The sequence below is a fragment of the Bradyrhizobium sp. JYMT SZCCT0428 genome, assembly GCF_018131075.1.
GTDB lineage: Bacteria > Pseudomonadota > Alphaproteobacteria > Rhizobiales > Xanthobacteraceae > Bradyrhizobium.
In genome coordinates this window covers 1-12,825 of record NZ_JAFCLS010000062.1, presented here as the reverse complement: position 1 = coordinate 12,825, position 12,825 = coordinate 1, and the positions used below count along the sequence as shown (strand labels likewise).

13 protein-coding genes and 1 pseudogene are annotated in these 12,825 nt (G+C 60.5%); 5 read left to right on the top strand and 9 right to left on the bottom strand.

Going from position 1 to position 12,825, the window contains the following annotated elements; genetic code table 11:
• The first annotated feature begins 40 nt into the window (after nt 1–40).
• Nucleotides 41–694, top strand: a complete 654-nt coding sequence (locus JQ575_RS38155) for a uracil-DNA glycosylase (RefSeq protein WP_212038333.1) — start codon at nt 41–43, stop codon at nt 692–694.
• 86 nt (nt 695–780) lie between these two features.
• On the opposite strand, the gene JQ575_RS38150 is transcribed toward JQ575_RS38155, so the two are convergent.
• The 4 genes from JQ575_RS38150 to dapA all read right to left on the bottom strand — a co-directional run bounded on the left by JQ575_RS38150 (nt 781) and on the right by dapA (nt 3,331).
• Complete coding sequence (locus JQ575_RS38150) at nt 781–1,356, bottom strand: peroxiredoxin (RefSeq protein ID WP_212038332.1); 576 nt, start codon at nt 1,354–1,356, stop codon at nt 781–783.
• Between the two features lie 150 nt (nt 1,357–1,506).
• On the bottom strand, nt 1,507–1,980 hold the full coding sequence (gene smpB, locus JQ575_RS38145) for an SsrA-binding protein SmpB (protein ID WP_192733623.1): 474 nt from the start codon (nt 1,978–1,980) through the stop codon (nt 1,507–1,509).
• Nucleotide 1,981: 1 nt separating this feature from the next.
• On the bottom strand, nt 1,982–2,398 hold the full coding sequence (mscL, locus tag JQ575_RS38140) for a large conductance mechanosensitive channel protein MscL (RefSeq protein WP_212038331.1): 417 nt from the start codon (nt 2,396–2,398) through the stop codon (nt 1,982–1,984).
• A 42-nt stretch (nt 2,399–2,440) separates the two neighbouring features.
• Nucleotides 2,441–3,331 (bottom strand): 4-hydroxy-tetrahydrodipicolinate synthase, encoded by an 891-nt coding sequence (gene dapA, locus JQ575_RS38135; protein WP_212038330.1) that lies wholly within the window; start codon nt 3,329–3,331, stop codon nt 2,441–2,443.
• Between the two features lie 310 nt (nt 3,332–3,641).
• On the opposite strand from dapA, the gene JQ575_RS38130 reads away from it, so the two are divergent.
• Nucleotides 3,642–5,870, top strand: a complete 2,229-nt coding sequence (locus tag JQ575_RS38130) for a lytic transglycosylase domain-containing protein (RefSeq protein ID WP_409364871.1) — start codon at nt 3,642–3,644, stop codon at nt 5,868–5,870.
• A 588-nt stretch (nt 5,871–6,458) separates the two neighbouring features.
• Here JQ575_RS38130 and JQ575_RS38125 read toward each other — a convergent pair.
• The 3 genes from JQ575_RS38125 to JQ575_RS38115 all read right to left on the bottom strand — a co-directional run bounded on the left by JQ575_RS38125 (nt 6,459) and on the right by JQ575_RS38115 (nt 8,580).
• Nucleotides 6,459–7,037 carry a hypothetical protein gene (locus tag JQ575_RS38125; protein WP_212038329.1) on the bottom strand — a complete coding sequence of 193 codons (579 nt, stop codon included), beginning with the start codon at nt 7,035–7,037 and terminating at the stop codon, nt 6,459–6,461.
• On the bottom strand, nt 7,021–7,599 hold the full coding sequence (locus tag JQ575_RS38120) for a hypothetical protein (RefSeq protein WP_212038328.1): 579 nt from the start codon (nt 7,597–7,599) through the stop codon (nt 7,021–7,023). The genes JQ575_RS38125 and JQ575_RS38120 overlap by 17 nt, the downstream gene beginning before the upstream one ends.
• Nucleotides 7,600–8,352: 753 nt before the next feature.
• A complete protein-coding gene (locus JQ575_RS38115) occupies nt 8,353–8,580 on the bottom strand; it encodes a helix-turn-helix transcriptional regulator (RefSeq protein WP_212038327.1) in 228 nt (75 codons plus the stop codon).
• A 93-nt stretch (nt 8,581–8,673) separates the two neighbouring features.
• On the opposite strand from JQ575_RS38115, the gene JQ575_RS38110 reads away from it, so the two are divergent.
• From JQ575_RS38110 to JQ575_RS38100, 3 genes are all read left to right on the top strand, one after another.
• Entirely contained in the window at nt 8,674–9,474 is an 801-nt protein-coding gene (locus JQ575_RS38110) for a YqaJ viral recombinase family protein (RefSeq protein WP_212038326.1), read from the top strand.
• Between the two features lie 80 nt (nt 9,475–9,554).
• Nucleotides 9,555–9,782, top strand: coding sequence for a hypothetical protein (locus JQ575_RS38105; RefSeq protein ID WP_212038325.1), 228 nt, complete (start codon nt 9,555–9,557; stop codon nt 9,780–9,782).
• Nucleotides 9,783–9,811: 29 nt separating this feature from the next.
• Entirely contained in the window at nt 9,812–11,002 is a 1,191-nt protein-coding gene (locus JQ575_RS38100) for an ERF family protein (protein WP_212038324.1), read from the top strand.
• Between the two features lie 388 nt (nt 11,003–11,390).
• On the opposite strand, the gene JQ575_RS38095 is transcribed toward JQ575_RS38100, so the two are convergent.
• Nucleotides 11,391–12,413 (bottom strand): alpha/beta hydrolase, encoded by a 1,023-nt coding sequence (locus tag JQ575_RS38095; protein ID WP_212038323.1) that lies wholly within the window; start codon nt 12,411–12,413, stop codon nt 11,391–11,393.
• Between the two features lie 178 nt (nt 12,414–12,591).
• Nucleotides 12,592–12,825 (bottom strand): annotated as a pseudogene (locus JQ575_RS38090) (HlyD family secretion protein); the annotation flags it as partial.

Below are 12,825 nucleotides of genomic sequence, written 5' to 3'. Positions count from 1 at the left end.
ACGCGAACCGGTGCCCACATTGAAAACGCCATGGTCATGAATGGCTAGCGCCGCCGCCTTTTCCGCTATCGGACCGGACCGCAACTGCCCGCTTTGCCCGCGTCTCGCCGAGTTTCGTGACCAGGCCCGTGCCCGTGAGCCGGGCTGGCACAATGCGCCGGTGGCTTCGTTCGGCGATCCAAGAGCCCGATTGCTGATCGTAGGCCTCGCCCCGGGCATGCAGGGTGCCAATCGCACCGGGCGCCCTTTCACCGGCGACTACGCGGGCGACCTGCTCTATGCCACCTTGCTGGAATATAGCTTTGCCAAGGGCAGCTATCAGGCGCGGCCCGACGACGGACTGCGGCTGGTCGACTGCATGATCAGCAACGCCGTGCGCTGCGTGCCGCCGCAGAACAAGCCGCTGCCGGTCGAGATCAACACCTGCCGGCAATTTTTGATCGCGACCATTGCCGGCATGCCCAAACTTCGCGCGATCGTGGCGCTCGGCAGGATCGCCCATGAATCGACGCTGAAAGCGCTTGGCCTGCGCAGCGCCGCCGCGTCCTTTGCGCACGGCGCCATGCACAGTGCCGGCCCGATCAAGCTTTACGACAGCTATCACTGCTCCCGCTACAACACCAATACGCGGGTGCTGACGCCGGAAATGTTTCGCAATGTGTTTGCGAAAGTAAGGGCGGATCTGGAATCGTAGGGTGGGCAAAGCGAAGCGTGCCCACCCTGCTTGTTTCGATGAGATGGCGGGCACGGCGCAACCGCGCCTTTGCCTACCCTACAAGATCAAGCCGGGTTCGCCTTCAGCCACGCCAGCACGTCGCCGGCATTCCGGTCCGGCGGAAACACCGGATAGAACACGTGGCTGATGCGCGCATTGTCGATGATCAGCGCCAGCCGCTTGATCAGCGTCAGCCCCGCCACCTCCATGGTCGGCAATTTCAACGCGCGGGTCAGCGCCAGCTTCTCATCCGACAGCACCGGGAACGGCAGATGCAGCCGCGACGCCATTTCGGTCTGGTAGATGTTGCTTTGCGTCGACAGGCCGAAGACGTGCCCGGCGCCGGCGGCCTTCAGATCGGCGAACAGGTCGCGGAACGAGCAGGTCTGCGGCGTGCAGCCGCGCGCCCCCGGGATCATGTCCCAATCATCGACCAGGCTGATCTTGCCGGGCTCGCCGGTGCGGGGATAAGCGAATACGACGACCCGGCCCGGCAGCGCCGACAGCGCGATCGAATTGTCGTCGGTCGCCATCAGGCTGAGCGGCGGGATCGTCATCCCGACGAGGTGGGCAGCTGCGCCATCGTCCGATGGCGCCGGGATCTTGCTCCAGTCGACTTCGAGCAGATTTTTTTGATTCATTGGAGACTCGTCCTCGTAGGATGGGTGGAGCGAAGTGATACCCATCGAATCTACCCATCTCAAAGACCGTTGTGATGGGTTTCGCGGAGCCTGTCATCGGGCGCGCATTCGCGCGACCCGTTGGCTCTACCCATCCTACAATCCAAAATATTACCCCCGCGCCCGCAGCAGACGGCCCTTCTCCCGGCCCCAGTCACGTTTCTTCTCGCTCTCGCGCTTGTCGTGCAGCTTCTTGCCCTTGGCCACCGCCAGCAGCAGCTTGGCGCGGCCGCGCTCGTTGAAATAGAGTTTTAGCGGGATCAGCGTCATGCCCTCGCGATCGACCGCGCCCATCAGCTTGTTGATCTGCTTGCGGTGCAGCAGCAGCTTGCGCGGTCGCTTGGGCTCGTGGTTGAAGCGATTGGCCTGCAGATATTCGGGGATATTGGCGTTGATCAGCCAGATCTCGCCGTCCTTGGTGTCCGCATAGGACTCCGCAATGGTGGTCTTGCCGTTGCGAATTGATTTCACCTCGGTGCCGGTCAGCGCGATGCCGGTCTCGATGGTGTCCTCGATCGCATAGTTGAACCGCGCCTTGCGGTTCTCGGCGACGACCTTGATCGGGCGCTCGTTCTTCTCGGCCACGTTAGCCCTTCTTGAGGAGATCGCGGATCTCGGTCAGCAGCTCTTCCTCGCGCGTCGGCTTCGGCGGCGCCGCAGGCGCGGCCTCATCCTTGCGCTTCAGCGTGTTCATGGCGCGAATGACCATGAACAGCACGAAGGCGATGATGATGAAATTCAGCGTCAGCGTCAGGAAGCTGCCCCAGGCCAGCACGGCGCCCTGCTTCTTGGCATCGGCCAGGTTGGTCGCCGTCACCGCCTTCGACAGTCCGGTGAAATAATTGGAGAAGTCGAGACCGCCTGTGATCGCACCGATGATCGGCATGATGACGTCGCCGACCAGCGAGGTCACGATGGCGCCGAAGGCCGCACCGATGATGACGCCGACGGCGAGGTCGACGACATTGCCCTTCATCGCAAACTCGCGGAATTCCTTCAGCATAGTCGGTTTCCTTCGTGCATCAGGCGAAGTGAGAGGCCGGCTTCAGTTGATCAGGCCGGCATGGACCATGGCGTCGCGGATCACCTTGCCGGTTGGCGGCGTCACATTCATCAGCGGCAGACGCACTTCTTCTTCCAGCCGTCCCAACAGCTTGAGGCCATGCTTGGCTCCCGCGAGGCCCGGCTCCTTGAAGACGGCGTCATGCAGCGGCGTCAACCGGTCCTGGAGCTTCAGCCCGGTGGCGAAATCGCCCTTCAAGACGGCCGTCATCAGCTCGGCGCACAGCTTCGGCGCCACGTTGGCGACCACCGAAATGCAACCATGTCCGCCCGCCGCCATGTAGGCCAACGCCGTCATGTCCTCACCGGACAGCTGGATAAAATCCGGTCCCATCGCATGGCGCTGTTGCGACACCCGGGCTAGATTGGCGGTGGCGTCCTTGACGCCGGCGATGTTTTTCAACTCGAACAACCGGGTCATGGTTTCGACGGACATATCGACGACGGAGCGCGGCGGAATGTTGTAGATGATGATCGGGATGCCGATCGCGTCATTCACCGCCTTGAAGTGCTGATACATCCCTTCCTGGGTCGGCTTGTTGTAATACGGCGTTACCACCAGCACGGCATCGGCGCCGGCCTTCTCGGCGTGGACAGCCAGATCGACGGCCTCGCGCGTGGAGTTCGAGCCCGCGCCGGCGATCACAGGCACGCGCCCCTTTGCCTCCTCGATACAGATCTCGACCACGCGGTGATGCTCGGCATGGCTCAGCGTCGGGCTTTCTCCTGTCGTGCCGACGGGAACGAGACCGTGCGAACCCTGCTCGATTTGCCAGCTGACGAGACCGCGGAACGCCGCTTCGTCGAGCGAACCGTTCTTGAATGGCGTGACCAAGGCGGTGAAGGATCCCTGGAATTTTGTCTTGGCTGCCATGGATTTCCTCCCAACGCGTTCGTGACGGCACCGCTAAAAATGACCAGCCAATTCATATCGGGTCTGGCGATCTGGCGAAAGGGCCGAAGGATATGACCACAGGCCTTTGTTTTTGACGCGTTTTCCGGCCGCAAGGCGCAAGCGTTCCCGGATCGAATCCGGAAGGCTCGAAAACGCGGTAGCCGCGATTTTGCCGTGGTGTTGGCGCAAACACCCCCGGCCGCGACGTTTTTAGCATTTTGTCCACATATTCAATCAAATAGACCTAAGGCTTGAGCGATTGAGTGATTCGCCGCCGCAGAGGAAATCCGTGACCCGCTCCGTCCGCGCAGCCGCATTGCGATCGACCGCACTGGCGACAGGGCTGGTGCTGGGGCTATCCGCAATGTCGGTGGATGCCTGGGCCCAGCCGAAGGTTCCACTGCCGAAGCCGCGTCCGATCGCCCGCAACGTGGTCCCCAAGACCTCACCTGCAAACCCGACGGCTGCAATCCCGACACAGCACTCTGCGCCCGCAACGACACCTCCCGCCGCGCCACTTCCAGCACCGGTGCTGGCGCCTGCGACGCGCCAGCACGCCGCCGTGCCCGCGGCGCGTAAGCCCGCGACCGCTGCCGCGGTCGCCGCGACGTCGTCGACCTCGCAGTCCGACAAGGACGCCCTGGAGAACGTCATCGAGCTCGTTCGAAAGCGCAAACCGGGGGATGCGACGCAGGCGCAGGCCACGATTTCAGATCCGGTCGCCCGCAAGCTTGCGGAATGGGTGATCCTGCGCAGCGACGACAATGGCGCTTCGGTCGAGCGCTATCGCGCTTTCGTCTCGGCCAATCCAAGCTGGCCCTCGCAGACCTTCCTGCGCCGGCGCATCGAGGCCGCGCTGTGGGACGACCGCCGCGACGACGCCACGGTCTGGTCGTGGTTCGAAAACGAATCGCCGATCTCGGCCAAGGGCAAATTCGCACTGGCGCGGGTGATGATCGGACGCGGCGATCGCGCCAACGCCGAACGCCTGGTCCGCGATGCCTGGCGGCACGACGGCATGTCGGAGGACACCGAAAACGCCGCGCTCGACCTGTTCGGCGCCCTGCTGACGGCCGGCGATCACAAGGCGCGGATGGATTTTCTGCTCTATGGCACGGAGCAGGAAGCCGGCGGCCTGCGCGCCGCGAAGCGGCTGGGTGCGGGCCACATGGCCTTGGCCAAGGCGCGGATCGCTGCCAACAAGAAGGGCTCGAACCTCCGGGCCTTGCTGGAAGCGGTGCCGCGCGAACTGCACGGCGATCCCGGCTACACCTTTGCCAGGATCCAGCTGCTGCGCCGCGAGGAGAAATTTGCCGAGGCCGCCCAGCTGATGCTGAGCGCGCCGAAGGATCCGGGCCGCCTGCACAATCTCAACGAATGGTGGATCGAGCGGCGGCTCCTGGCGCGCAAGATGATGGACGTCGGCGAACATCGCAACGCCTATCTGATTGCACGGGATGCCGCCCTGCCCTCGCGCGACATCTACAAGACCGAGCAGGAATTCACAGCGGGCTGGATTGCGCTGCGCTTCCTCAAAGATCCGTCAGTAGCCGCCCAGCATTTCGCGCGGATCGGCGTCGGCAGCGTGAACCCGACCGCGCTGGCCCGCGCCGGCTACTGGCAGGGCCGCGCGGCGGAAGCCGCTGGCCGCGCCCAGGAAGCCCGCGCCGCCTACACGAGGGCCGCCGAGCAGTCGACCAGCTATTACGGCCAGCTGGCGCGCGCCAAACTCGGATTGCCGCAGATCGAACTGAACGGCGTTCCCCGCGGGCGCGGCGCCGAGCGGCTCGAGATCGTGCGCGCGGTGCAGTTGCTTTACGAGCTTCAGGAACGCGAGCTCGCCATCCCGATTTTCGGCGACATGGGTGAGAACGGCGATCCCGACGCGCTGGCCGGGCTCGGCGAGCTGACCGCGCGCTACACGGATGCCCGCGGCATGCTGTTGCTCGGCAAGGCCGCCCTCAATCGCGGCCTGCCGTTCGACCACTACGCCTATCCCGTCAACGGTATCCCGCCGTTCAAGTCGATCGGGCCCGAGGTCGAGCAGAGCATCGTCTATGCCATCTGCCGGCAGGAAAGCGCCTTCAACCAGGCCGTGGTCTCCCCGGCGCAGGCCTATGGACTGATGCAGGTGACCCCGGATGCCGGTCGCTATGTCGCCAAACGGGCCGGCGTCAGCTTCGACCTCAACCGGATGAAGACCGATCCGGTCTACAACGCCGCGATGGGTGCCGCCGAACTCGGCGGCTTGCTCGAGGACTATCGCGGCTCCTACATCCTGACCTTCGCGGCCTACAATGCCGGCCGCGGCAGCGTCAAAAAATGGATCGAGCGCTATGGCGATCCACGCGACCCCAAGGTCGACGCGGTCGACTGGGTCGAACAGATCCCGTTCTCCGAAACGCGAAACTACGTGCAGCGGATCATGGAGAACCTGCAGGTCTACCGCGCCCGGTTCGGCGGCGGGACCAGGCTTCAGATCGAAGCCGATTTGCGACGCGGCTCCAGCGTCGAGTAGCGCCGTCCATAATCGAATAGCGCTTTACAGTTCAGCCTCCCTGCTTGCCTGTCAGCTGCATCTGATAAAATCCATTCAGAAAGCTGGGACAAACAGCTAAGTGTCTATAACATTTACACAAAATTGGGTTCGTTTTGCAGAATTCCGCGCGCTCAACCTGTGCTCGTGTTATTCCTTTGCGCACCCACCTTTCGAATTTCGTCACATCCGTTGATCGGGGGTAGACCGGAAAATAGAATTCCGGTCCTTTGTCTATTCTCGAGATTGAAGTCCGGCGCGGCCTTGACCGCAATCACGATGCGCATAGCGCGGAATTCGCGCCTGCGCGTCGGTGACGCGCAATGCGCGCTTTCTTGCATCAGCATCGAAGCGAGATCCTGTGCCGCCGGCTCACACGATCATCAGCATCTGTTCTTACCTTGTCGCAGTCGCTTTTGCCGTACCGGCATGAAGACTTGGTGATTGTGGCACTATCCTGCTCGCGATGTGAATCTATTTCGCGCTGCGAATTTCCTTTTGATCTAGCCCGCGCCACTCGGTTTTCAGCATCCAACAGATCAGTTATCGGTTCAAATGTGCGGTGCCTGACTAACCAGTCATCGCTTTTACTAATTCACGAATAGCGCGGTCCCGTCGTGTAAATGCGCGATTTGCATATCGGTCAAGCCTGATCAATTCAGTAAGCATACGGCAGCAGGCTTCAGCCGATCGCCCCGGTGCTGCCACCGGCATAGATGCCAACGGATTGATGGGGGCAGGCTGCGGCGGCCTGCTAGACCGCAGCCCCCTAAACCACAAATCCATTGCCTGACACCATCGAACCTCCTGCATCATGGAGCGAAAGTGCTTGGGCGGTACCAGCCCTCCAAGCGCGCTGGCCCGTTCGATCAGCGCCGCCTTTACGCGCCGCACACGCGCAAGCTCAAGGTCGGCCTCCGCCACAACGCGTGCGAACTTGCGCACGATTGCGCTTTGGTTATTGCCGGCCAAGCGATGCGCAAGTTTTTCGACCTGTACCAGAAAGCCGGCGCTCGAGTCCGGCCCCGTTAATCCATGGCGATAGCTGTTGCGGCCAGCGCGCGCCTTTCCATGCAGCGAGGTCGGCCCGCGGCTGCGGCGGCCGTTCGCACGATTGGCTGCAATTTGTCTTTCAGTCGGCATGTTCAAGCGACTTGACGGGGTCACGACTGGGCAAATCTTCGGCGATAGTCCGATCTATCACCCGCCGGATTTGTGTCGCCAGGCTGTTGCGATACTGTGCGATGAATCGTAGCACTTTGTTGCGTCGCCTCTCCAACGCCGACAGCATCCTGTCCAATCTTTCAAGGTCGGATATGGCAAGTCGAAACGCTTCCGCCTCAACGGCACGTTCATTAAATCCGACTCCACCTAGTATTTCCATGAATTTCTTTTTGGCTTTTGCATCTTGGAAATAAGCCTTAGCTATCCGAATGGCTTCTTCCTCAACTTGCGAATTATTCAGGTAATCATCGTCGTAGCATACCTGCTTGAACAAGCTTTGTATCGCTGCGGGGATTGTATTGCAGATGATGAGAGTTCTATAGCGACGCAGCCGCAAGATTTCCCAGAGGATTTCGAGGATGTCATCAAGAAACATCCATTCGATTTGACCTTTGGGTTTGATTTCTTTTGCGATCCCTTCGCGGAGGGCGAGGTACTCCCTTTCGGATTCGCTGCCGAGTAGGGTCGGCTTGGATACTGGTCGCATGACGGCTGTCTCCATTCAAAAGGATTTATGTCTCGTCAGACGCTGGTCTGAAAAGTTTTTCCCAAAATGTACACCGCCTGGGAGTGAAGCTTTGCCAACTAAACCGGCTCTTTAGCTTCCCTTATAGTTGGCATTGAGTCGCTTAACAGAACGTTGATGCACGGAACTGCGCGTAACGCGATCTAGCGCTGTCAACAGGAATGTCGACACGGACCGGCGAATTGCGGGGTGCGCAATTTCGCTTGCGGTTTATTGCGAAGGGTTAGGCCGCGTGCAATCTGACATCAACGCGGACGGCATCAAACGGAAAGAGGATCCAGCCGTCTTCGGTCTTTTGCAGGATTCGGCGATGCACATCGCCATGCACGCCCTTAACGCCGCGATCGACGCTCCGCGCCGCCTCTTTGATCGCAAGCGGTCCCGCCCTGTCATCCTCCGCAGTAATTCTTCGAGATTCCAATCACTGGCTACGATCATGCGTACACGTCGGCAGCTCACCCAAATTATTTTCGAGACTTATCTCTTGCGGGCTTTCGAAGGCGCACTCCGCCTCCACCCCCGTTCTCATCGATGAACTCGACGCCGGCGGCTTCCAGTGCTCGCCCAAAAGGCTAACTCATCGACTGTGACGTACCGTCCTCGGCAACCTCAGCTCGACAGATCGGGGTTGCCGCCCAGCGCACATTCCTTGGCGAGATCCGCGGCAGCATCTTAACAGCACTCTCCTCTATAAGCAGCGGCACGGCGAATCCGTTATTTCCGCGACTTATCTTTTGAGGGCTTTCGCAGTCGTACCCCGGGGCCACCGCCATTCTCGTCAATGAATACTACACCCTCACGGATCAAGACCTCCTTGATCAAAGTGATCGTAGCTGGGTCCCCGGCATACCTTCCCACCTCGATGTTCGTAATCGTATTCCGATGCAGACCAGTCGCCGCGGCCAGGTCTCTGACGGTCCAATTTAGTGCGGCTCTCGCCATTCTGACTTGTGCACTTGTCACAGGCTTCCTATTGTGCTATTGTCACATGTGCAATGAGCACAAGTAAGTTAGCATAGAGCATCGGAGTCGCGAATGTTGAAGCTATTGAAAGCTGGGGACCGCCGCGCCTTTATCGGCGGCTCAGACGCCCGGATCATCATGGGCGACGATGAGGCCGCCCTGCTCCGGCTGTGGCGGGAAAAGCGCGGCGAGGTCGAGCCCGAGGATCTCTCCAACATCCTGATCGTTCAGCTCGGCACCGCGACCGAGGACCTCAACCGGCGCTGGTACGAACGCAATACCGGCAAGGTCGTCACCGAGGTGCAGCGGCAGGTGTTTCATCCGATCAAGCGGTGGATGGCGGCCACCCTCGACGGCAGGGTCCAGGCGACGGGCGCGGTATTCGAGGCAAAGTTCATGCTGCCGTGGTCGTTCTCGGAAGAAGGCGCGGCTGAGAAGCACATGGCCCAGCTGCAGCACAACATGTGGGTCTGCGCTTCGCGGACGGCGGTGCTATCGATCATAACCGGCGGCGGCAAGTGGGTCGAGATAACGATTCCGGCGGATCCCCTTTACCAGCACCTGTTGCTCACAGCGGAGAAAAAGTTCTGGCGCTGCGTCCAGACCGGCGAGACCCCTCACCTGTTTGGCGTCGAGCCGCCCAAACCGCGGATTGAAGCGGTGAGGACCGTCGACATGAGTGCGTCCAACTCCTGGGCTGAATTTGCAGGGGTGTTTTGCCGAACCCGGGCCGCCTTCCTCGATCACGAAGCCGCCAAAGGCGAGCTCAAGAAGCTGGTTCCAGAGGACGCGAAAGAGGCCAAAGGGCACGGCGTCCGCGCCAAGCGCTCCAAGTCGGGCGCTATCAGTTTTGAACTTCAGGCCGCCGAATAGCCGCCTCCGAGCTTTCCGATTGGCTACGTTTTGGAAGCCGGAGCGAAGCCCTCGCAGAAGGTTAGGACGTGGATGCGCCCATGGAGTCGCCCTTCGACTTTGCCCATCTCGACCCGTCTTGCGATCCTCCGGAGGAGTATATCGCAGCCTTTGAGCTGCTGGCCACCTTCTGGTGCGAGCTGCGCGCATTCCAGTCCGCCTCCCCGCAGGATGCGTTTCTGAGCGACTTTACCGCCCATCTGGAAACCGAGCTGGTCGCCGCCGCTCTCGTGTTGGCGATCCAGGTCGAACTTCTGACCGATCGCTAGCGTCCTCGTCTTTTTCAATGGAGTTACCGATGCAACGTGCAAGCCAGTCGATCAGCAACATCGGCGCCGCCCTCGCCAAAGCGCAGGCGGAAATCCAGAACCCGGAAAAGTCGCTGACGGCGACCATCCCTTCGGCGTTTCCGCGAGAGGACAGCCGTACCTTTCGCTATGCTTCGCTGGCAAGTGGACTGGATATTGTCCGAAAATGCCTGAGCAGGCACGAGATCGCGACCGTCCAGGCAACCGCGATAGAGCCTGAGACCGGTCTGATCAAGCTCACTACCACCCTTCTCCATGCTTCCGGCGAATGGCTGTCCTCGGACTGGCCGGTCTGTCCCGTCACCGAGACCGCGGCTCCGCACCGGATGGGCTCCGCCCTCACCTATGCCCGGCGCTACGGCCTCTTTACCTTGGTCGGGATCGCCGGCGATGACGATCTCGATGCACCCGACGCTGCTCCCCAAGTGGCGGAGCCAGCTCCCACAAACAGGCCGCAGCAATCCGGTACGAACGGCCAGACCCCGCCAGCGAAAACGTTCCAGAGCGCCCGCAAGCGCGCCAATGGTGCTCACGTCAGCGTCCTGCCGGCTGAAGCCTCGGCAACGCTGCGGGACCAGTTGCTTGCCGAGCTTGACGGGTTAGGGCTCAAGGACGATCTGGACGCCTGGACGCTGCAAGCCTGGCCAAAAGCAAACGCCCTGACGCCTGCAGATGGCGACAAGGTCAGGGCGGCGTTTCAGGACCAGCTCGTCCGCCACCAGAGGACGTCGGATGCGAATATCACGTCAGACGAACTGCAATACCCCATAACGACCCCAGAGGTCCGATCGCGCATCGACAAAAGCGTGCTAACCCTGCCGGAGACCAAACGGCAACGAGACCGGCAACACCTGCGCTTTGTTGCTAGCCACCCCTGCCTTGTCTGCGGCCGCGAGCCATGTGATCCGCACCATTTGCGTTTTGCACAGCCCCGCGGGCTCGGCCAAAAGGTCAGCGACGAATTTACAGTACCGCTGTGCCGGGCGCATCATCGCGAGCTGCACCGCGCCAGCAAGGAAAGAGATTGGTGGGTGACAGCCGGCCTAGAACCAGTCGGTTTGGCGCGCCAGCTTTGGCTGGAAACCCATCCGCTGCCTGTCGTTCCACCCGTCCAAGATGAAGATGGGGCGCCTACTGCGCCGCCCAGTCGCATCGGCCTGGTCGGGAAACAACTTCCTTGATGTCAAATCATTCATTTGGTGGGACGGCAGGGCTCGAACTTGCGACAACCGATTTTGCAACGCTGGTCGCCAGCTCAGCACATCATCGGCTGAGTCAATCTGCTCGATCTTGTTCGCCTACATCGGCAAGCTTGGCCATGTGTTACGCCATGTCCTCCTTACCGGGGTGACTGGCTTGGCAGCGGAACTATTGCACCGCGCCTAAGGCTATTTCGATCTTTTAAGGAAGCGCGAGTGTTAGCCTGCCGCTTGGGCCTGAAGCGTTTCGCGTATTGCGCGTCAGGCAAGAAGCCCCCCGGTATTCCAAGTAATCCAAATTGGATATACGCAAAAGCCGGTTGGGGTGATTGGCTTGGGATTGGCAGAACTCGTGTCCCTAGCAAGCCGTTCATTCTGCTGCCGCCTGATTTCCGATGTCGATCGGCCGCAAGAATGTCTCATCGTCATCCGTAAAAATGAATGTGCCGGCCGTATTACGATAACGCGAGGCTTGGTCGTGAGATCGTGAATAGAGTACGGCAACACTCACGAACCGGTCATGTCCCAGATCGTCGTGTTTTGCGAGCCTTGAAATGTCGACGACTTGAACCCTTTCTTTCAGGGCAGCCTCGCGCACAACGGGATCGTCAACGTCGATATCGCCCGCACGCGCGATACCACCATCAAGAAAACTGGACACTCGAAGCGCCCTATCATCCTTGGAAACTAGTACCAGCAAAGGTGGCTTGAGCGGACCGATAGCTTGTGCTTGAGCACGGAACGTTTTCGCATTGATGTCGGGCGCCGCCAGCACAACACGGCCTAGCCGGGCAATCACTCGGTCTTTGCCTTCGAGACGAAGTTGGCGCAGGGCCTCGACGGTCAACATGGCACCCATGCTGTGGGCCACCACCATAATGTCGCTGACCTCGGAACTGCTGCTTAGCATCGTTAGCAAAGCCATCAGATGATCACGAGAATAGTCTGCCGATTGCTTGTCCATTTCATAAGCACCGACCCGACCTTGCGATGGCCACGCGAACAGGATCGGAATTCCGTCGATGTTGATGTCCGCTTGCAATTGCGCGATTCGAAATAGTGACTCCTGGAAGGTGTTGTTGAACCCGTGCACGAAAACAAAGGCTTTGTGCTTTTTCCGCCGAGTATTGCCTTGCGGAGCCACAGCTTTGCGAAAATCGGCTTCGCTCAGTGCAGCCTGATCCACTACAGCAAAGCTGCTCGCTGGATCGGGAGTTGCGGTCGCCATTTCGATATTGCCGGGCTTGTGGTTAGGGGGCACCGAGACGGCAAACTTTGCAAAGTTGAGCGCATTGGCGCGGTTCGCAGTGAATACGTTTCCCGACGAAATCTCGCGCTCGCGCGTAGTCGCCACATAAATTTGCAGAGCCGTCCCGCCCGCCGAAGCCGCCACGGGCGTCAGGACCTCTGGACCAAGTCTGGCAGCGCAACCGACCAAAAGGAAGGAAAGTAGAACGGCGACTGACCTGCCTACCGTGCGACCGTTACTCCACATCGACATAGCAACTGCCTCCCCACCCAATGCGCATTAATACTATTGCTCTTGGGCCAACGGCGCTCGGACCATGTGGTTAGTGTCCGCTCAGCACCAGCGTCTTGATGGGCAGCAGCACGGCCTGAATCCGCAATAGAATTGCGTGCACGAGGCCAGTGGCATCAACGACGTGCAGCGCGAAGCTCTTGAACGTACTGAGCTTGCCTGACGCGATCCGTTCGTGATTGCTGGTATAGGCGTTGGCGATACAGCTGCTGCCGGGCGTCACGCCCTCCAGCCCGCCCTTGTAGATCGGCTCCATGAAAACGAG